The sequence below is a fragment of the Mycobacterium sp. AT1 genome (genome assembly GCF_002043095.1).
Taxonomy (GTDB): Bacteria; Actinomycetota; Actinomycetes; order Mycobacteriales; family Mycobacteriaceae; genus Mycobacterium.
This window is the reverse complement of the sequence record NZ_MVOC01000012.1, coordinates 65100-83829: the sequence shown is the minus strand read 5'-3', so window position 1 is coordinate 83829 and position 18730 is coordinate 65100. Positions and strand designations below refer to the sequence as shown.

19 protein-coding genes are annotated in these 18730 nt (G+C 66.6%); 13 read left to right on the top strand and 6 right to left on the bottom strand.

The window, feature by feature from the left end; all coding sequences use genetic code 11:
- The first annotated feature begins 57 nt into the window (after positions 1-57).
- On the top strand, positions 58-804 hold the full coding sequence (msrA, locus tag B1790_RS07140; protein WP_079922522.1) for a peptide-methionine (S)-S-oxide reductase MsrA: 747 nt from the start codon (positions 58-60) through the stop codon (positions 802-804).
- 10 nt (positions 805-814) lie between these two features.
- Here msrA and B1790_RS07135 read toward each other — a convergent pair whose 3' ends face one another.
- Positions 815-1351: a hypothetical protein gene (locus B1790_RS07135; RefSeq protein WP_079922521.1), complete on the bottom strand. Its 537-nt coding sequence runs from the start codon at positions 1349-1351 to the stop codon at positions 815-817.
- 38 nt (positions 1352-1389) lie between these two features.
- On the bottom strand, positions 1390-2457 hold the full coding sequence (locus B1790_RS07130; RefSeq protein WP_079922520.1) for a ferredoxin--NADP reductase: 1068 nt from the start codon (positions 2455-2457) through the stop codon (positions 1390-1392).
- A gap of 160 nt (positions 2458-2617) precedes the next feature.
- On the opposite strand from B1790_RS07130, the gene hsaA reads away from it, so the two are divergent.
- The 10 genes from hsaA to B1790_RS07080 all read left to right on the top strand — a co-directional run bounded on the left by hsaA (position 2618) and on the right by B1790_RS07080 (position 12820).
- Entirely contained in the window at positions 2618-3802 is a 1185-nt protein-coding gene (hsaA, locus tag B1790_RS07125) for a 3-hydroxy-9,10-secoandrosta-1,3,5(10)-triene-9,17-dione monooxygenase oxygenase subunit (protein WP_079922519.1), read from the top strand.
- A 2-nt stretch (positions 3803-3804) separates the two neighbouring features.
- A complete protein-coding gene (hsaD, locus tag B1790_RS07120; RefSeq protein ID WP_079922518.1) occupies positions 3805-4668 on the top strand; it encodes a 4,5:9,10-diseco-3-hydroxy-5,9,17-trioxoandrosta-1(10),2-diene-4-oate hydrolase in 864 nt (287 codons plus the stop codon).
- A 3-nt stretch (positions 4669-4671) separates the two neighbouring features.
- Positions 4672-5583 carry an iron-dependent extradiol dioxygenase HsaC gene (hsaC, locus tag B1790_RS07115; RefSeq protein WP_079922517.1) on the top strand — a complete coding sequence of 304 codons (912 nt, stop codon included), beginning with the start codon at positions 4672-4674 and terminating at the stop codon, positions 5581-5583.
- A 2-nt stretch (positions 5584-5585) separates the two neighbouring features.
- Positions 5586-6149, top strand: a complete 564-nt coding sequence (gene hsaB, locus B1790_RS07110) for a 3-hydroxy-9,10-secoandrosta-1,3,5(10)-triene-9,17-dione monooxygenase reductase subunit (RefSeq protein ID WP_079922516.1) — start codon at positions 5586-5588, stop codon at positions 6147-6149.
- Between the two features lie 265 nt (positions 6150-6414).
- Positions 6415-7848, top strand: a complete 1434-nt coding sequence (locus B1790_RS07105) for an APC family permease (RefSeq protein WP_079922515.1) — start codon at positions 6415-6417, stop codon at positions 7846-7848.
- A gap of 5 nt (positions 7849-7853) precedes the next feature.
- Positions 7854-9080, top strand: coding sequence for an ROK family transcriptional regulator (locus B1790_RS07100; protein ID WP_079922514.1), 1227 nt, complete (start codon positions 7854-7856; stop codon positions 9078-9080).
- Between the two features lie 50 nt (positions 9081-9130).
- Positions 9131-10021 (top strand): 6-phosphogluconolactonase, encoded by an 891-nt coding sequence (locus B1790_RS07095; protein WP_079922513.1) that lies wholly within the window; start codon positions 9131-9133, stop codon positions 10019-10021.
- A complete protein-coding gene (locus B1790_RS07090) occupies positions 10018-11043 on the top strand; it encodes a carbohydrate kinase family protein (protein WP_158083782.1) in 1026 nt (341 codons plus the stop codon). The genes B1790_RS07095 and B1790_RS07090 overlap by 4 nt, the downstream gene beginning before the upstream one ends.
- A complete protein-coding gene (locus tag B1790_RS07085) occupies positions 11040-12140 on the top strand; it encodes an aldose epimerase family protein (protein WP_079922511.1) in 1101 nt (366 codons plus the stop codon). The genes B1790_RS07090 and B1790_RS07085 overlap by 4 nt, the downstream gene beginning before the upstream one ends.
- Entirely contained in the window at positions 12137-12820 is a 684-nt protein-coding gene (locus tag B1790_RS07080; protein WP_079922510.1) for an L-ribulose-5-phosphate 4-epimerase, read from the top strand. The genes B1790_RS07085 and B1790_RS07080 overlap by 4 nt, the downstream gene beginning before the upstream one ends.
- 1 nt (position 12821) lies before the next feature.
- Here B1790_RS07080 and B1790_RS07075 read toward each other — a convergent pair whose 3' ends face one another.
- From B1790_RS07075 to B1790_RS07065, 3 genes are read right to left on the bottom strand one after another with little or no spacing between them, the layout of a single operon-like run.
- Positions 12822-13595, bottom strand: coding sequence for an alpha/beta hydrolase (locus tag B1790_RS07075; protein WP_079922509.1), 774 nt, complete (start codon positions 13593-13595; stop codon positions 12822-12824).
- A 51-nt stretch (positions 13596-13646) separates the two neighbouring features.
- Complete coding sequence (locus tag B1790_RS07070; protein WP_079922508.1) at positions 13647-14420, bottom strand: alpha/beta fold hydrolase; 774 nt, start codon at positions 14418-14420, stop codon at positions 13647-13649.
- A gap of 9 nt (positions 14421-14429) precedes the next feature.
- Positions 14430-15395 (bottom strand): LysR family transcriptional regulator, encoded by a 966-nt coding sequence (locus B1790_RS07065; RefSeq protein WP_079922507.1) that lies wholly within the window; start codon positions 15393-15395, stop codon positions 14430-14432.
- A 76-nt stretch (positions 15396-15471) separates the two neighbouring features.
- On the opposite strand from B1790_RS07065, the gene B1790_RS07060 reads away from it, so the two are divergent.
- Together B1790_RS07060 and B1790_RS07055 are read left to right on the top strand one after the other, a co-directional pair.
- Positions 15472-16821 carry an MFS transporter gene (locus B1790_RS07060; RefSeq protein WP_233164979.1) on the top strand — a complete coding sequence of 450 codons (1350 nt, stop codon included), beginning with the start codon at positions 15472-15474 and terminating at the stop codon, positions 16819-16821.
- Positions 16821-17567, top strand: coding sequence for a 3-hydroxybutyrate dehydrogenase (locus B1790_RS07055; protein WP_079922505.1), 747 nt, complete (start codon positions 16821-16823; stop codon positions 17565-17567). The genes B1790_RS07060 and B1790_RS07055 overlap by 1 nt, the downstream gene beginning before the upstream one ends.
- Here B1790_RS07055 and B1790_RS07050 read toward each other — a convergent pair.
- Positions 17534-18727: a pyridoxal phosphate-dependent aminotransferase gene (locus tag B1790_RS07050; RefSeq protein ID WP_079922504.1), complete on the bottom strand. Its 1194-nt coding sequence runs from the start codon at positions 18725-18727 to the stop codon at positions 17534-17536. The genes B1790_RS07055 and B1790_RS07050 overlap by 34 nt on opposite strands.
- Between the last annotated feature and the right edge of the window lie 3 nt (positions 18728-18730).

The following is an 18730-nucleotide window of genomic DNA, read 5'->3' as shown; positions in this document are numbered from 1 at the left end:
AGTCTCCCGTAAGAACGCCGCCGCCCATCTCGGCCGGTCCGACGGGACACTGGTGACATGGTGGCGAACCGCAGGCTGACGCTTGGCAGTGGTCTTGGGGTGCTCGGCGTGGCGGCGGCGCTGTTCATCGGCGTGCAGTCGGGCACCATCACCAGCCCGGCGGTGCTCGCGGGAATCGGGTCGGCGTCCTCCGTCGTCGTCCCCGCACCGACGGTCGACGAACCCAAGGCGGCGCCGGGGGCGACGGAGACCGCCGTGCTCGCCGGCGGCTGCTTCTGGGGCGTCCAGGGCGTGTTTCAGCACGTCAAGGGTGTGACGATGGCCGAGTCCGGTTACGCAGGCGGGCAGCAGGCGACGGCCGACTACGAGACCGTCAGCACCGGAACCACCGGGCACGCCGAGTCGGTGCGCATCACCTACGACCCGGCCCAGGTCAGCTTCGGGAAGCTCTTGCAGATCTACTTCTCGGTGGTGCAGGACCCGACGCAACTCGACCGGCAGGGTCCCGACGAGGGCACGCAGTACCGGTCGGCGATCTTCGCCCAGGACGCCACCCAGCAGCGCATCGCGGACGCCTACGTCGCCCAGCTCTCCGCCGCGAAGGTGTTTCCCGCTCCCATCGTGACGACGGTCGAGCCCAACACTGGCTTCTTCCCCGCCGAGCAGTACCACCAGGACTATCTCAATTCACACCCGACGAGCTCCTACATCGCGGCCAACGACATGCCGAAGGTCGCCGCGCTCGAGCAGCTCTTCGGTGGCGACTACCGCGCGCAACCTGTGTTGGTGGGCAAGGTCGACTGACGAATTCGGTTCAGGCGTAGGTGGTTTGGGCGCAGGCAGTCGGGGTGGTCAGGTTGACGCCGCCGTAGACCACCTGGATGTAAGCGCAGGCGATGAACCCGGCGTCGGTGTTCGGTTGCCCGGTCTCGAACTGGACGGTGCGGGCGTCGCCGCGCATGACGGGCGGGTTGCCCGCGAAGTAGACCGTCGCGAACTGGGTGTCGCTGAGGGACTTGAACATCCGGGTGTTGGCGGCGTCGAAGTCGGCGTCCATGTAGACCAGTCGATTCGTCGACCGAATCGTGGTGTTCTGCCTGCCGTAGAAGTCCGGTGGGAATCCCGTGGTGCCGTCCGGCGTCAGGACGTCGGCGAGCGTGTCGAAGTAGCACCGGTTCTCGGCCTTGACGCAGTTGGCCGTGACGTGAATTTGCACGGTGTGGGTGTCGTCGACGGCAATGCCCTTGGTGGCGGTGTTCGTCGCGGCGACGGACTGCGCAGTCGGGCTGAGGACGCCGAACGCGAGCAGGAGTGCCGACACCGCGGCGAGACTCTTAGCCGATCGAAACACGAGCGCTCCTATGGGTCCAGCGAATGTTAGCCCGCACGTCATTCGTCGTAGGTGACTTCGACCGAATCGGATTTCGGCCTGGCCTGGCAGGCCAGGATCAGTCCCTCGGCGAGGTCGGAGGTTTCGAGGACGTCGTTGACGTCCATGTCCACCTCGCCGCTCTTGACGAGCACCGCGCAGGCGCCGCAATGGCCTTCGCGGCAGGAGAAGGGTGCGTCGAGGCCCTTGTCGAGCAGGACGTCGAGCAGCTTTGCGTTGCGCGGCCAGCGGATGTCCTGCGTCTCGCCGTCCAGGGTGACGACCGCGGTCGCAGGTTCTTCGTCACTGTCGTCCTCGTCGACGACGACGGCAGCAAACGGATCGGACTCCAGGGACTTGAACACCTCGAGGTGGACTCGCTCCGGGGCGGCGCCTGCGACCCTGAGGGCTTCCTCGGCCGCCACCATGAACGGGCCCGGCCCGCAGATGAACGTCTCGCGCTCGACGTAGGGGGCCACCAGGTTGACAAGGGCGGCCGCACTCGGAAGTCCCTGGACGGTCTCGATCCAGTGCACGGCGGTGAAGCGGTCCGGGTACTTCGTGGCCAGCTCGCGCAGGGCGGCGGCGAAGATCACGGACTTCTCGTCGCGGTTGGCGTAGACCAGCGTCACCTTGCCGGCGCCCTCCGACAGCGCGGACTTGAGGATCGCCATCATGGGCGTCACGCCGCTGCCCGCCGCCAGTAGCAGGAAGTCCGTGTCGAGCGTCTTGGGCACGAACGTGCCGGACGGGGCCAGCACGTGCATCGTCATGCCGGCGTGCGCGTTGTCGCACAGCCAGTTCGACGCGTAGCCGCCCGCGGTCCGCTTGACCGTGACGGTTAGCGCTTCGTCGCCGAACGGCGAGCTGGACAACGAGTAGCAGCGAGCCACCGACCCGGTGCGGTCGCTGGGCACCCGCAGGGTGAGGAACTGACCGGGCTGGTGGCGAAGCCTTTCCGCGGGAATCGCCGGGACGCCCGGGCCGTCGGGCACCTTGAAGACCAGTGAGCGCGCATCTGCGGTCTCCTCGACGACGCCAGCCAATTGCAACTCGAGCACGTGGGTGCCGAGCGGCTCGTCCGTCACGGTCGTCCTCCATCAGTTGAGAGGTCAAAACTAGAACATGTTACAAAAACGCGCTTCCGCAGGTCTAGCCATCATAGGAATGCCTTGCTCGACACAAATCGTAACGTGTTCTAATCTTGGTCAAGTTCTTCATCCGCCCCTAGATGCCCGGAGGCAACCAGTGACGTCCATTGAACAACGCGACGTGCAATCGGTCCTAGACGGCGTCGACGACTTGTTGCCGCTGATCGCCAAGCGCGCGCAAGCCGCCGAGGATCTCCGGCGCATCCCGGACGAGACCATCGCCGAGCTCGACCAGGCCGGTTTCTTCAAGTTGCTGCAACCCGAACAGTGGGGCGGCCTCCAGTGCGACCCCACCGCGTTCTACGAGGCCGTGCGTCGGCTCGGCAGCGCATGCGGCTCGACCGGCTGGGTCAGCTCGATCATCGGCGTGCACAACTGGCACCTCGCGCTATTCGACCAGCAGGCGCAGGAAGAGGTCTGGGGCGACGACCCGTCGGTCCGCATCTCGTCCTCCTACGCGCCGATGGGAGCGGGCACCGTCGTCGACGGCGGTTACCTCGTCAGCGGTGCCTGGCAGTGGTCCTCGGGCTGCGACCACGCCACGTGGGCCTTCCTCGGTGGGCCGGTGATCAAGGACGGCCGTCCCGTCGACTTCGGCAGCTTCCTCATCCCGCGGTCGGACTACCGCATCGACGACGTGTGGCACGTCGTGGGGCTCAAGGCCACCGGCAGCAACACCGTCGTCGTCAAGGACGTGTTCGTGCCGAAGCACCGCTTCCTGTCGTACAAGTCGATGAACGACCGCACCGCGGGCGGACTGCAGACCAACACCGCCCCGGTGTACAAGATGCCCTGGGGCACAATGCATCCCACGACCATCACCGCTCCGATCATGGGCATGGCGTACGGCGCCTACGACGCGCACGTCGAGCATCAGGGCAAGCGGGTGCGTGCCGCGTTCGCCGGGGAGAAGTCCAAGGACGACCCGTTCGCCAAGGTGCGCATCGCCGAGGCGGCCAGCGACATCGACGCCGGTTGGCGTCAGCTGATCGGCAACGTCGGCGACGAGTACGCGCTGCTGACGGCGGGGCAGGAGATTCCGTTCGAACTCCGTGCCAGGGCCCGTCGAGACCAGGTGCGTGCCACCGCCCGTGCCATCTCGTCGATCGACATGCTGTTCGAGGCGTCCGGTGCCACCGCTCTCGAAACCGACAAGCCGGTGCAGCGGTTCTGGCGCGACGCCCACGCCGGTCGCGTGCACGCCGCCAACGAGCCGGAGCGGGCCTACCTCATCTTCGGCAACGAGGCCTTCGGGCTGCCGCCGGCCGACACGATGGTCTGACGATGACTGCGTTGCAGGAGATCACCTTTCAGTCGACGTCCCGGTTCGCGCAGGTGCGCGACGACATGCGCCTGCACTATCACGAAGCCGGCGTCGGCAATTCCGAGACCGTGGTCCTGCTGCACGGCGGCGGTCCCGGCGCGTCGAGCTGGTCCAACTTCTCGAAGAACATCGCGGTGCTGGCAGAGCACTTTCACGTCCTCGCCGTCGACCAGCCCGGGTATGGGTTGTCCGACAAGCACACCGAGCACGAGCAGTACAACCGGTACAGCGCCACCGCCCTGCTGAACCTCTTCGACCAGCTGGGCATCGAACGCGCTGCGCTGGTGGGTAATTCGCTGGGCGGCGGGACCGCCGTGCGCTTCGCGCTCGACAACCCGAAGCGGGCGGGCCGGTTGGTGCTGATGGGCCCCGGCGGTTTGAGCGTCAACCTCTTCGCGCCCGACCCGACCGAGGGCGTCAAGTTGCTCGGCAAATTCACCGTCGATCCGACGCGCGAGAACATGGAGAAGTTCTTGCGCATCATGGTCTTCGACCAGAAGCTCATCACCCCGGAACTGATCGACGAACGCTTCGCGATCGCCAGCCAGCCAGAATCGCTCGCGGCGGCCAAGGCGATGGGAAAGTCGTTCGCGGGCGCGGACTTCGAGCTCGGCATGATGTGGCGCGACGTCTACAAGCTTCGTCAACCGGTGCTGCTGATCTGGGGCCGTGAGGACCGGGTGAATCCCATCGACGGCGCACTGGTCGCGCTCAAGCAGATCGCGCGCGTGCAGCTTCACGTGTTCGGTCAGTGCGGGCACTGGGCGCAACTCGAGAAGTTCGACGAATTCAACGAGCTCACTGTTAATTTCCTGGGGAGTTAGACCATGAGCATCAAGGCGCTGGGGTACATGCGCATCGAGGCGACCGACGTGTCGGCATGGCGTGAGTTCGCGCTGAAGGTGCTGGGCATGGTCGAGGGCTCCGCCCCCGACAAGGCATCCACCGAGGGCGCGCTCTATTTACGCATGGACGAGATGGCCGCCCGGTTGGTGATCGTGCCGGGCGAGCACGACCGTCTGCTCATCTCCGGTTGGGAGGTCGCCGACGCGCCCGCTCTACAGGCTTTGCGCGAGACGCTGGCCAAGGCCGGCGTCGAATTCACCGAGGGCAGCCGCGAGGATAAATCCGAACGGCGCGTCGAGGGACTGATCCGATTCAACGACCCCGCGGGCAATGTCCTGGAGGCGTTCCACGGCGCCCAGTATCTGGGCCGCCGGTTCGTCAGCCCGTACGGCCACAAGTTCGTCACTGCCGAGCAGGGCCTCGGGCATGTGGTGCTCACCTGCGACGACGATGCCGCGGCCCAGGCGTTCTATCAGGACGTGCTGGGCTTCCGGCTGCGGGACTCGATGAGCCTGCCGCCGGAACTGGCCGGCCGCCCCGCCGATGGCGATCCGATCTGGCTGCGCTTCTACGGCTGCAACCCCCGCCACCACGCGTTGGCTTTCATGCCGATGCCCAACCCGACTGGCATCGTGCATCTGATGGTCGAGGTCCAGGAAGCCGACGACGTCGGCCTTTGCCTGGACCGCGCGCTGCGCCGCAAGGTGAAGATGTCGGCGACATTGGGCCGGCATACCAACGACAAGATGTTGTCCTTCTACATCAAGACTCCCGGCGGATTCGACATCGAATTCGGTTGCGAGGGGCTCGAAGTCGAAGACACCAGTTGGGTGGCCCGGGAGAGCACCGCGGTGTCGTTGTGGGGACACGACTTCAGCGTCGGCTTCAAGTAGCCATGCCGGAGCCGATCGACGCGCGCACGTTCCGCCACGTACTTGGGCAGTTCTGCACGGGCATCACCATCATCACGACCGTCCACGACGACGAGCCCGTTGGCTTCGCGTGTCAGTCCTTTGCTGCGCTGTCGTTGGACCCGCCGCTGGTGCTCTTTTGCCCAACCAAGCAGTCGCGATCCTGGCAGGCCATCGAGGCCAGCGGGAAGTTCTGCGTCAACGTGTTGCACGAGAACCAGAAGGACGTGTCGGCGCGGTTCGGGTCGAGGGAGCCGGACAAGTTCGCCGGTATCGACTGGAGCCCGTCGCACCTGGGGTCGCCCGTGCTCGCCGGGACGCTCGCGCACGTCGACTGCACCGTGGCCTCGGTGCACGACGGCGGCGACCACTTCGTGGTGTTCGGCGCGGTGCATGCAATGTCGGAGCCACCGAAGACCAAACCGCGGCCGCTGCTCTTCTACCGTGGCGAGTACACCGGCATCGAACCCGACAAGACCACCCCGGCCCAGTGGCGCGACGATCTCGACGCCTTCCTGACCGCGACCACCGCCGACACCTGGCTGTAGGGTCGCGGCACCTCCCACCTGCACTCCAGCGTGACTTCGGCCACGGATTCCCGGCGCGTCGCGTCGGCACGTTCACATTCGGCGGAGTGAGCGCCAGCCGAAATCACAGCCGTGTAATTCATCCACAGTGTGGATAACTCCTGTGGATAGCCGGGTGGTGATCGCGTAACACAGTCTTTACGCGCAGCTATTGCCAGGTGGACCGCCGGGGGTTAACTTCTTCTTCATTAATACGGACACTGTCCGATCTAAATGGGAGACCGACATGACAGCACCACCGACGACGCCATCTCTGAGCAGTAACTCCATCGGCCTGGTGCCCGGGGTCTTCCAGGCGCTGACCCACATGGGGCCGGCGTCAGGTGTCGCATCCTCGCTACTGGTGGCGGTGTCGTTCGCCGGACCCGCGACGCCCTTGGCGGTGCTCCTGGCGATGATCGTCATTCTGCTGGTTGGCGTGGCCATCGGTTCGCTGGCCCGGGTGTTCAGCTCGGCGGGCGGTCTCGCCGACTACGTCGAGCAGTGCCTTGGCAAGCGCGCGGGAGCCTTCGTCGGCTGGCTGTACGCACCACTCGAATTGCTGATTGCCCCAATCGTTCTGGTGTTCTTCGGCCAGTTCCTCTCCGGCACCGTCAATACGGCGATAGGGGTCGACATCCCATGGTGGGTGTTCGTCATACCCACTGCTCTGCTGGTGTGCGTGTTGAACGTCCGCGGGGTGCAGCAGTCCACGGCGACCGGCGTGGTGATGGGTGCCGCGGAGATCGGAGTCTTCCTCGTTCTCGCAGTCTGGATGATCGTCGCCGGCGGGCACCACAACACCCTCGCCGTGTTCGATCCCGCCAACGCATTGGAACCCGGCTGGACGGGGATCTTCAAGGCCGTGGTCTTCTCGATCCTCGCCTTCCAGGGCTTCGAAACGGCCGCGCCCCTCGCCGAAGAGGTCAAGGATCCACGTCGTACGATTCCGCGCACCATCATGTACTCGGCGGTGGCCTGCGGGTTGTTCTACGTCGTGTGCTCCTACGCCTCGGTGATCGGATGGGGCTTCGACGACATGGCGAACTTCGCCGGCTCGGACAGCCCTTGGGCCGTCTTGGCGCAAAAGTTCTGGGGCCCGGCGTGGGTACTCGTGCTGTTCGCCTTGGTCAACAGCTTCCTCGGCAACGCGAACGCCGGCACGATCGCCGCGTCTCGAATCCTCTTCGCCTTCGGGCGGATGGGCCGACTGCCAGCACGTTTCGCCAGCACCCACCCCAAACATGCCACTCCGACCTTCGCCATCTACTTCCAAACCGCGGTGTCCATCGTTGCCGCGCTTGGGTTGGGGCTCATCCTCGGGCCGGTCGTCACGTTCTCGGTGCTTGGCGCACTGATCACGGTGTTCGCCATCATCATCTACATCATGACCTGCATCGCCTGCATCAAGTACCACCTCACCGACCGCACCGAGCGCGGCACGAATATCGTCCTTCACGTGATATTTCCCGGCTTGGCTATCGCAATTCTGTTGGCGCCCCTGTACTTCCAGTTCATTCCGTGGCCGCCGTACCCAGGCAACCTCGGCAACCTGGCCGCAATCGTGTTCATCGCGGTCGCCGCGGTGGCGGCGTTGGTCTCGAAGTTCCGCGGCGAGCCCGCAGCGGTGATCGCCGCTCCCGACCTGTCGCCGACGGCACCGATCGACGAGAAGGCCTGACGTCCATGGTCGTCTTCGACAGCCCGCAGCGAGCCCGGGCACGCAATCGCCGCCTGGTGCTGGACGTCGTGCACAGCCGTCGCGGCGTCACCCGCGCACAACTCGGTGCCATCATCAAGCTGTCGAAGACCTCCATCAAGGAAATTTGTGACGACCTCGTCGCGGAGGGTCTGCTCGAGGAGTACCAGTCGGAGCCGTCCAAGCGTCAACAAGGCCGTCCCGCACTGAGTCTGAGGATTTCGACCACACCCGGATGCGTGCTCGGCGTCGACGTTGGCGCCGACAAGGTCAACGCCCGAACGGCGACTCTCGACGGAGACGTCCTGGCGTCCAAGGAGGTTCGGACGCGCCGGGAGAAGCCCGACAAGGACTACCTGCTGAGTCTGGTCTCCGAGGCGGTGGCGTCGCTGCGGGAGGACGGGCCCGAGGACGGCTCGCAGTTTCACACGATCGTGGTCAGCACGCCGGGTGTGGTGGACCCACGCACCCAGGTGGTCAGTCTCGCACCGCAGATACTCGGCTGGGACGGTACGGATTTGCGCGCCGCCTTCGCCGAGTGCCTTGGCGTCGAGCCGGAGCGGGTCTTCGTCGAACGACAGACCGACCTGTCCGTGCTTGCCGAGGCCGTAGCCGGAGCCGCGGAGGGCATCGAAACGGTGCTCTACGTCCAGCTGGGCATCGGCATCGGCGGCGGGATCATCGCCAACGGCGTCCCGTGCGCCGGCGCCGACGGTGCGGCAGGCGAACTCGGCTATCTCCCCATGAGTTTCGGTGACGACCCGCCGTCGGGAAGCGGCATCGGACCGTGGGAATGGGCTGCCGGCGGACGGGCCTGGGCCAGGCATGGTCGGGCCGCTGCCACCGAGCCCGGCGGTTCGCGACTGCGGCAGCTCGCAGGCGGCAATCCCGACGACGTCGACGCCGAGGTCGTGTTTCGCGGCATCCGTGAGGACGACCCAGCCTCGCTTGCGGTGTTCCGCTGCATGACTCACCGCATCGCGGCAGGCATCGCCGCCGCCGTATGCGTCATCAACCCGGAGTGCGTGCTGATTGCCGGCGGTCTGTCCAAGGGCGGCGAACTGCTCCTGGACGCGCTGCGCGACGAGCTAAGAGAGCTAGTGCCGGTCATGCCCGACGTGCGGTTGGCCGCCTTCGGGGGCGACGGCGGTGTCACCGGAGCGCTCTACAAGGCCACCGAGCGGGCCTTCGATTCGCTCAACCCCATGCCCTGACGACGGTCCCGAACCCGGCGACCGTCACCACCACACGAGGAGAAGTCTTCATGGAAACCCTGTCCAAGAGCGCGCTGTTGACGTGGTGCGCGATTCCCGCGGCCGAGCTCGCCACCCACCCCGCCCGTCGGATTCCCTTCCGAATGGTCGAGGACTCCGCCGAGATGGGCCGCTTGATGGCCGAGGAGTTCGTCGACGCGATCGTGCAGGCGCAGCAGGAGGAGCGCGACCTTCGAGTGATCCTGCCGTGCGGACCGATGGCATGGATGGCGCCATTCGCTCGAATCATCAACTCCCGCAGCGTAAGTCTGCACAACCTTCAGGTCTTCCACATGGACGAATGCTTGGACTGGCAGGGACGGGAGATTTCCCACCAGCACCCCTACAGCTTCCGCGGAACCATGGAGCGCGAGTTCTACGGGGCGGTCGACGCCGAACTGCGGCCCGCCGTCGAGCGACGACACTGGCTGACGCCCGACACGTGTGCCGCCATGTCGGCCGAGCTGATCGAACATCCCGCCGACCTCGCCTACGGCGGGTGGGGGCAGGACGGCCACGTGGCCTACAACCAGGCGCGGCGCAACCCGTTCAGCGAGCTCTCGGTCGACGACCTGCGAAACTCCACCGCCCGCATCCAGGACAACAACGTCGACACGATCATCGCACTTTCACAGCGAACGCTAGGGGGCGCTTACCAATTCGTTCCGCCGATGTCGGTGACGCTTGGCATGCGGGAGATTCTCGCGGCCCGCAAGGTGCGTCTGTTCAGTGACACCGGGGCGTGGAAGCAGACGGCTCTTCGGGTGGCCCTGTTTGGCCTGCCCACCGTGGAGTATCCGGTCACGCTCCTGCAGGATCACCCCGATGCCATGCTGACGGCCACCAAGGCGACTGCCGAACACGAGATCTCGCTGAACCCCGGCTGGCTGACCGCGCTGTGAGCGGTGTCCATCGCCGCCGATGTGACGTCGTCATCGGTACGGGCGGATTGGGAACCGGCACCTTCGTGGCTCTGGAGGGCGACCACACCTTGGGCAGGGAAGAGAGCAGAGCGGTCCGGCTGGTCGACACACAGGACCGCTGCAAACTACACATCATCCTGCACTACGTCGCCCGGCTGGTCGATCGCCACGTGCGGGTGGTGCCCGTTGGCCGCGTCGGCGACGACGCCGCGGGCCGAACCGTGTTGGCCGAACTCGTCTCCGAGGGAATGGACGTCTCGCACGTCGCCGTCGACCACACACGTCCGACGTTGAGCTCGATCTGCTTCAGCTACCCCAACGGCGACGGTGGCAACCTCACCCTGACCGACACCGCCAGCTCGGTGGTCGGGCCGATGGACGTCGAGGCCATGTCCTCGTTGTTCGAGACGCACGCCAATCGTGGAATCGTGCTGGCGGCTCCAGAAGTGCCGGTCGACGCGCGGGTGGCCCTGCTCGAATCGGCGACCCGCCACGGCTTTACGCGGTTCGCGTCGTTCCTCTCCGGTGAGATCCGTCAGGCCTACTCCGACGACGTGCTGCGCTTGGTTGACGTATTGGCGGTCAACGTCGACGAAGCCGCCGCCCTCGTCGGTGCCGAGCACTTCGAGCGGCAGCTGGATCCCGCCGGGATCGTCGATGCTGCAGTCGAGCTCCTGGTCGACTCGCATCCCGGGCTTGCGTTCTGCGTCACGGCGGGCCGCGCTGGCAGCTGGGTGTGGGACGGCGAGGTTCTCCATCACCAGGCGGCGCTCACCGTGGCGGCGAAGAACACTGCGGGAGCCGGTGATTCGCATCTGGCGGGGCTGATCCTCGGCACGATCGCCGGATTTGATCTGGTTGCCGCCAACGAACGGGCGACCGCGCTCTCGGCGCTGTCGGTGACCAGTCACGACACCATCAACACCGACGTCGACGGGCACAATTTTCAGCTCTTCGACGCGAAGGCGGCCGCGGACGCCGACGAAGCAAGGATGACATGACCTGTCTCAGTCAGATACACGATTTCGGGACCACCAGCGACGGCACGCGAGTCCGTCGAGCGGTCCTCGAAAACAGCACGGGGATGCGGGTGTCGATCCTTTCCTTCGGCGCAATCATCCAGAGTCTGGAGGTTCCCGATCGCGACGGTGCGGCGGCAAACGTCGTCCTGGGCTTCGAGGAGTTGTCCGGCTATGAGTCCGACGACGCCTACTTCGGCGCCATCGTTGGGCGGTGCGCCAACCGCATTCTGGACGGCCGATTCGCCCTGGACGGCGTGACCTACCAGCTGGACCGCAACGATCCGTTCGGCACCATGCATGGCGGCAATGCCAGCCTCGACAAGCGGGTGTGGGCAATGGAGTCCGTAGACGGCGACGAGGCGTGCGGCGTCGCGCTGACCACCACCAGCGGTGACGGGGACAACGGCTTTCCCGGCAACGTCACCATTACCGTGCGCTACGAATTGCTGCACCAACACAACGTGTTACGGCTCGGCTTCGAAGCGAGCACCGATGCCCCCACCATCGTGAATTTGACCGGCCACAGCTACTTCAACCTTGGTGGAGAGGGTTCTGGAAGCGTGAGTGAGCACGTCTTGACGGTCGACGCCGACTTCTACTTGCCGGTGACGGCGCAGTTGGTTCCCACCGGACGGTTCGCGCCGGTCGACGGCACGCCGTTCGACTTCCGCGGGCCGCACCCCATCGGCGAGCGCATCCGCACCGGAGACGAGCAGTTGCGGCTCGCGCGCGGATACGACCACAACTTCGTGCTGCGCAAGCCGTCGGGCGTCAGTTCCTTCGCCAGGGCCGCCCACCTCCGGGAACCGTCGTCGGGACGCGTGCTGGAGGTGTGGACCACCGAACCCGGCCTGGACGTCTATACCGGCAACTTCTTGGACGCCAGCGTCGTCGGAGCCAGCGGTCACGTCTACCGTCAGGGCGACGCCATCGCCCTCGAGCCGGAGCACTTCGCGGACTCACCAAATCAGCCGGACTTCCCGTCGGTCGAACTTCGTCCGGGCCAGGCCTATCGAAGCCGCACCGAGTACCGGTTCGACGTGGCCGGGGCTGGCGCGATGGGTGTTCCGGCATGAGTGCCACCGACGCGGCGGTCGCCGAGGCGCGGCACGAATTGACGGCTCTGCACCAAGAGTTGGTGCGCAACGGCCTGGTGGTGTGGACCGCGGGCAACGTGTCCAGCCGGATTCCCGGAGCCGATCTCATGCTGATCAAACCCAGCGGCGTGCCGTATGACCAACTCGGTCCCGACGACATGGTGTTGTGCACGCTGGACGGCCGGGTCGTTCCCGACTCGGTCGGCGCGGACCGCGCACCGTCCAGCGACGCCGCAGCGCACGCCTACGTCTACCGGCACATGCCGGAGGTGGGTGGAGTCGTCCACACCCACTCGACGTATGCGGTGGCATGGGCCTGCCGTGGCGAGGCGATCCCATGCGTGATCACTGCCATGGCAGACGAATTCGGTGGCCCGGTACCGGTGGGTCCGTTCGCGGTGATCGGTGACGACTCGATCGGTCGCGGCATCGTCGAGACGCTCACGGGGCACCGCAGCCGGGCCGTGCTCATGCGCAACCACGGTCCCTTCACCATCGGCACCGATGCGAAGGACGCCCTGAAGGCCGCGGTGATGTTGGAGGACGTGGCCAAGACCGTGCACGTCGCGTGGCAGCTCGGCCGTCCGAGTCCCATCCCGGACGCGGCCGTCGACCATCTCTTCAACCGCTACCAACACGTGTACGGACAGCCCGACTGACTCAGTCCGTTGAGAGCTCGAGCACGAAGGTCGTGATGTGGGCGGCCACCTCGCGATGGGTCACGTCGTTGAGGATGTCGTGCCCGCCGCCTTCGATCTCGACGATCGACAGACTGTCGATCTGCTCGGCGTAGGCCCGTATGGCACCGACCGGGGCGATGGGATCGTTGACGCCGTGAACCGCGAGCGTCGGCAGCGTCAGGGTGGGCAGGGTGGCGCCGAAGGAGTCCCAGCCCCGGTCGAGTTCCCGCGCCAGGGGGCCACCGTCGGCGTCGACGAACGCCAACGGATCGTTTTCCATCGCGTCGAGATAGAACGGGTCGGCCGACAGCTGACTCGGGGCGATCTCGAAGGTCGAGTTGGCGTCGACCAGGCTGGGGACGGGCACCAGCGGTGCGCCCGAAATCACCGCCGCGCGGTAGGGCGCGGGATCTGTCAGTAGCTTCCAGAGCGTGGCCACCGCTCCGAACGAATGGCCCTGGGCGACAAGGGGTATGCCCGGGTGCTCCGCCTCGGCCAACGCGGCGAGGCGGTCGGCCAACCCGATGCTGGCCTCCAGCGTGGTGAAGTCCCCCCGGTCACCGGGGGTCAGGCCGTGCCCGAACTGGTCGACCGCCCACAGGTCCACGCCCGCGGCGTTCAACGCGAAGCCGTATCGGTGATAGAGCCCGGTGTGCTCGCCGAACCCGTGCAGGAAGATCACTGCCGCCCGTGGGTCGGGCGCCGCCCAGTGGCGGTAGTAGGCACGGCCGGCATCGGTCTCCAGGAAGGGCATGCGTCGAGCCCATCAGGTGGGCCGCCGTCCCGCAAGACATCCGCTCAGCTGTTACCCGATGGACTCGAGGATGAGGCGTTCGGTCTCCCGCGGCCGATCCCAGTGCGGGAAGTGCCCACAATCGGAGAACCAGTGCAGGGAGGCGTCCGGGAACAGCTGGATCGCGCGCTCCGCCTGGCTTGGCGCCGTAACGCGGTCGTTGCGGCCCCAACCGATGACGACGCGCCCGCGCAGTGAACCGGCCGGAGCGCCTTGCTGTTTCGGCCCGTGCACCAGGGCATGCAGGGCGTCGTCGAGGCTGGGGGAGCCGGCGAAGTTTCGCAGCTCCTGCAGCACCAGATCGGCGGGCAGCCGCCACGGCCTGGCCGAGAACTGCAGCAGTAACGCGGTGCGCCCGACCGGGCTTGCGGTCAGGGCAGGCAGCAGGGGCTGGATGCGCCGCACCAACGCGATCGACGGGCCGACGGTCGCTCCGAACAGCTTCACCTGGCGGTCGGTCCAGAAGCCGCCGGGGTCGAGCGCGACGACGTTGCCGCGATGTCCGCGGCGGGCCAGCTCGAGGGACATCCGGGCGCCCATCGAACTTCCGACCACGTCGACGTCGCCAAGACTCTCTTCGGCGATGAACTTCTCCACCGCGTCGGTCAAGGACGCGACGGTCACCTGACCCGGCAGAGGCTCGCTGTCGCCGAACCCTGGCAAGTCGACGGCGATGACGGTGCGCTCGCGGGCCAGCGCCGGAACGATCGGATCCCAGTTGTGCAGATTGGAGATCCCGTGGATAAGGAGGAGTGGCTTGCCGGATCCGGTCCGCACTGAATGCATGTCATGGGGTTACCCACGATGGGCCGGTCGAACGCCGCTGCCGAGGAGTACGTCGCGCTGGTCTTCCATGCGGGCCTGGATTGCGTCGACCAGCGCGCGCACTTCTGGTCGGCGCAGCGTCTCGGCACGGGCGACCAGCCAGTAGCTCAACAGCAGTCCGACGTCGTCGGGCAGCACGCGGACCAGGTCGTCGTGCCGATCGGCCATGAAGCACGGCAGCAACCCGAGGCCGGCCGCCGCGCGCGTCGCCTCGACGTGGACGAAGACGTTGGTCGAGGTGACGGATTCGCGCATGGCAGGGGCGAAGGTGCGGGCCAGATCGAGGTCGTCGACCTGCAGCATGGAGTCGATGAAGTAGACCAGCGGATGGGCGGCGAGGTCGGCGGTGGAACCGGGCGCACCGTGGTCGGCGAGGTACCGCCGTGATGCGTAGAGGCCGAGGCGATAGTCACCGAGGCGGGCCACTTCGGCGCGGTGCACCTGCGGCTCGCCGACCACGACTTCGACGTCGAGTCCGGCGCGCTGCTGGGTGACCCGGCGGGTGGCGGTGACGATTTCGACGGACACCTTCGGGTGCCTCTGCTGGACGTGGGCCGCCGCGGGCGCGGCGATGTAGGCGCTGAACCCGTCGGTCGCCGACATCCGGACCACGCCTTCCAGCGTCCTTGACCCCGCAGGCCCGGCCAGCGAGCGGACCGCGGACTCGATCGCTTCGGCGGCGGCCAAGGCCTCCCTGCCGAGTTCGGTGAGCTCCCAGCCCGCCGCGCTGCGGGCGAGCAGCCGCCCGCCGACGGAGTGTTCGAGTGCCGCGATGCGGCGCGAGACGGTGGTGTGGTTGAGGCCGAGTTCGTCGGCGGCGGAGACGAAGCGGCCCGAGCGACCCACGGCGAGCAGGACCAGCAGATCGTCGGCGCTCAATCGCTTCGGCTCGGTCACATCTGCATTTTTGCAGAGCATCGGTGCATCGTTGGGCATTGCGGGCTTTCGGAGCTGCAGTAATACTCAGCATGGAGTGTGCTGCGCGTCACACCAGTGAAGAATGGAGAGTCACATGGCAGAGCCAGTACCGACCGGGTTGCGCCGCGTCGTCGCGGCCTCGATGGCGGGGACGGTGGTCGAGTGGTACGAGTTCTTCCTCTACGGCACCGCCGCCACCCTGGTGTTCAACAAGATCTTCTTCTCGGAGACCACCAGTGAACTGAATGCCATCTTCCTGGCCTTCGCCACGTACGCCGTAGGCTTCGTTGCCCGACCGGTGGGCGGCGTGGTGTTCGGCCACTACGGCGACAAGTTCGGTCGGAAGAAGCTCCTCCAGTTCAGCCTGATCCTGGTCGGCGCCGCCACGTTCCTGATGGGTTGTCTGCCGACGTTCGGGCAGATCGGATATTGGGCGCCAGGTCTCTTGGTGGCCTTGCGGTTCATCCAGGGCTTCGCGGTCGGCGGCGAATGGGGCGGGGCGATCCTGCTGGTGGCCGAGCACAGCCCGGACCGCCAACGAGGATTCTGGGCCAGCTGGCCGCAGGCCGGTGTCCCCATGGGCAACCTGCTCGCGACGGTCGTGCTGCTGGTACTGACCGGGACGCTGTCCGACGCGGCATTCCTGTCATGGGGCTGGCGCGTGGCGTTCTGGCTGTCCGCCGTGGTCGTGCTGATCGGCTACTACATCCGCACCAAGGTCACCGACGCGCCGATCTTCGTCGAGGCGCAGCGCGAGGCAGAGCGGGTCAAGGCGTCGTCGTACAGCGTGGTCGAGGTGCTCAAGCGCTACCCGCGCGGCGTGTTCACTGCGATGGGTCTGCGCTTCGGCGAGAACATCATGTACTACCTGGTCGTCACGTTCTCGATCACCTACCTCAAGGTTCAGGTGGGTGCCGACACCAGCTCGATCCTCTGGTACCTGCTGGTCGCCCACGTGGTGCACTTCGCGGTCGTGCCGCTGGTGGGCCATCTGTCGGACCGGTTCGGTCGCAAACCCGTCTACATGGTCGGCGCGGTCCTCGGTGCCACGTGGGGCTTCTTCGCCTTCCCCATGATGAACTCGGGCAACTACGTCGTGGTGACCGCTGCCGTCACGATCGGCCTGGTGTTCCACGCGTTCATGTACGCCCCGCAACCGGCCATCATGGCCGAGATGTTCCCGACCAGGATGCGGTATTCCGGTGTGTCCCTTGGTTATCAGGTGACTTCAATCGTGGCGGGCTCGCTGGCACCGCTGATCGCGGTCAAGCTGCTCGACATCTACGACTCCTCGGTGCCGGTCGCGATCTATCTCGCTGCGGCGTGTGTGATCACCTTCGTCGCGGTGCTCTTCACCAGGGAGACCAACGGCATCGATCTCGAATCGCTCGACATCGCCGACGCCGAGGATCTCGTCGCCGAGCGGCGCAGGGCCACCGTCTGATGCCGGACCTGGACGGTCGTTCCGCGTTGGTGACGGGCGGGGCGAGCGGGATCGGGGCGGCGTGTGCGAAGGCGCTCGCCGGCCTGGGAGCAAAGGTCACGATCGCCGACGTAGACGCCGACGCGGCCGAGTCGCTGGCTGCCGACATCGGTGGAAGTGCTTGGGCCGTCGACCTTCTCGACGTGTCGGCGTTGGAGTCGCTGCGGCTGGACACCGACGTCCTGGTCAACAACGCAGGCATCCAGACCGTCGCGCCGATCCCCGAATTCGACCCGGCCCGCTTCCGCGCCATGCAGGTGCTGATGGTCGAAGCGCCGTTCCTGCTGATCCGGGCCGCGCTGCCGCACATGTACTCCCAGGGCTTCGGCCGCATCGTCAACGTCTCGTCGGTGCACGGCCTTCGCGCCTCTGAGTTCAAGGTTGCATACGTCACCGCCAAGCATGCGTTGGAGGGGCTGTCGAAGGTGACCGCACTCGAAGGTGGGTCGCGCGGTGTCACCAGCAACTGCGTCAACCCCGGTTACGTGCGAACTCCGTTGGTGACCAAGCAGATCGCCGATCAGGCCCGAACTCACGGCATCACCGAGGACGAGGTGCTCGACAAGGTGCTGCTGACCGAGAGTGCGATCAAGCGGCTGGTCGAACCCGAGGAGGTCGGCTCGCTGGTGGCCTGGCTCGCGTCGTCGAACGCGGGCATGGTGACCGGGGCGTCCTACACGATGGACGGCGGCTGGTCGGCCCGCTGACCGGCCAGCCACGGGCCCATCCGGCGCAGCGACTCGGATACCTCGGCCGTGGCTCCGGCGAACGACAGCCGCACGTAGGAGCCGCCGTGCACGGTGTCGAAGTCGACGCCGGGAGCGATCGCAACACCGGTGTCGGCCAGCAGCCGGGCACAGAAGTCGAGTGAGTCCGTCGAGTAGTCGGAGACGTCGGCGTAGACGTAGAACGCACCGTCGGCGGGCGCCAGCCGGGGCAACCCGATCTCCGGCAGCCCGCGCAGCAGGAGTTCCCGGTTGACGGCGTAGTCGTCGACGAGTGCGTCGGCCTCGGCGACGGACTCGGGCGTGAACGCGGCGACCCCAGCGAGTTGGGGCAGGGTCGGCGGGCAGATCGAGAAATTACCGGTCAGCCGGTCCACCGCGCGGTGCAGGTGCGGTGGCACCAGAAGCCAGCCGAGGCGCCAGCCCGTCATCGCAAAGTACTTCGAGAAGCTGTTCACGACGATTGCGTCGCGGGAGGTCTCCCACGCGCAGCTCGTCGCGGGCGCGCCGGGGTAGACCAGGCCGTGGTAGAGCTCGTCGCTGACCAGCTGAACCCCCGACGTCTCACACCACGTCGCGATGGCGGCCAGGTCCTCGGGGGGAATGACGGTGCCAGTCGGGTTGGCCGGGCTGGCGAGGATGAGGCCGGTGACGGGCGGGGTGATGTCGGCCAGCATCTCGACGGTCGGCTGAAACCGGGTCTCCGGGCCACAGGGGATCTCGACGACCTCGCAGCCCAATGCGGAGAGGATGTTCCGATAGCAGGGATACCCCGGGCTTGGCACGGCGACGCGATCGCCCACGTCGAAGCAGGCCAGGAAGGCGAGCAGGAATCCGTTGGTTGACCCCGTCGTGACGACGACGTCCTCCGGGCTGACCGTGATGCCGTAACGCTGCGGGTACGACGCGGCAATCGCCTCTCTCAGCTCGGGAATGCCAAGCGAGACGGTGTATCCCAGGTTGTGGTTGGGCAGGGCGTCGGCGGCCGCGGCCCGGATCGGGGTCGGAGCCTGTGCGCTCGGCTGTCCTGCGGACAGGTTCACCAGGTCGCCGTGGGAGCGTTGGCGTTCCGCGGCGGCCAGCCACACGTCCATGACGTAGAACGGTGCGATCCCGGCCCGCTGGGCGACTCGGTGGCTCATCTC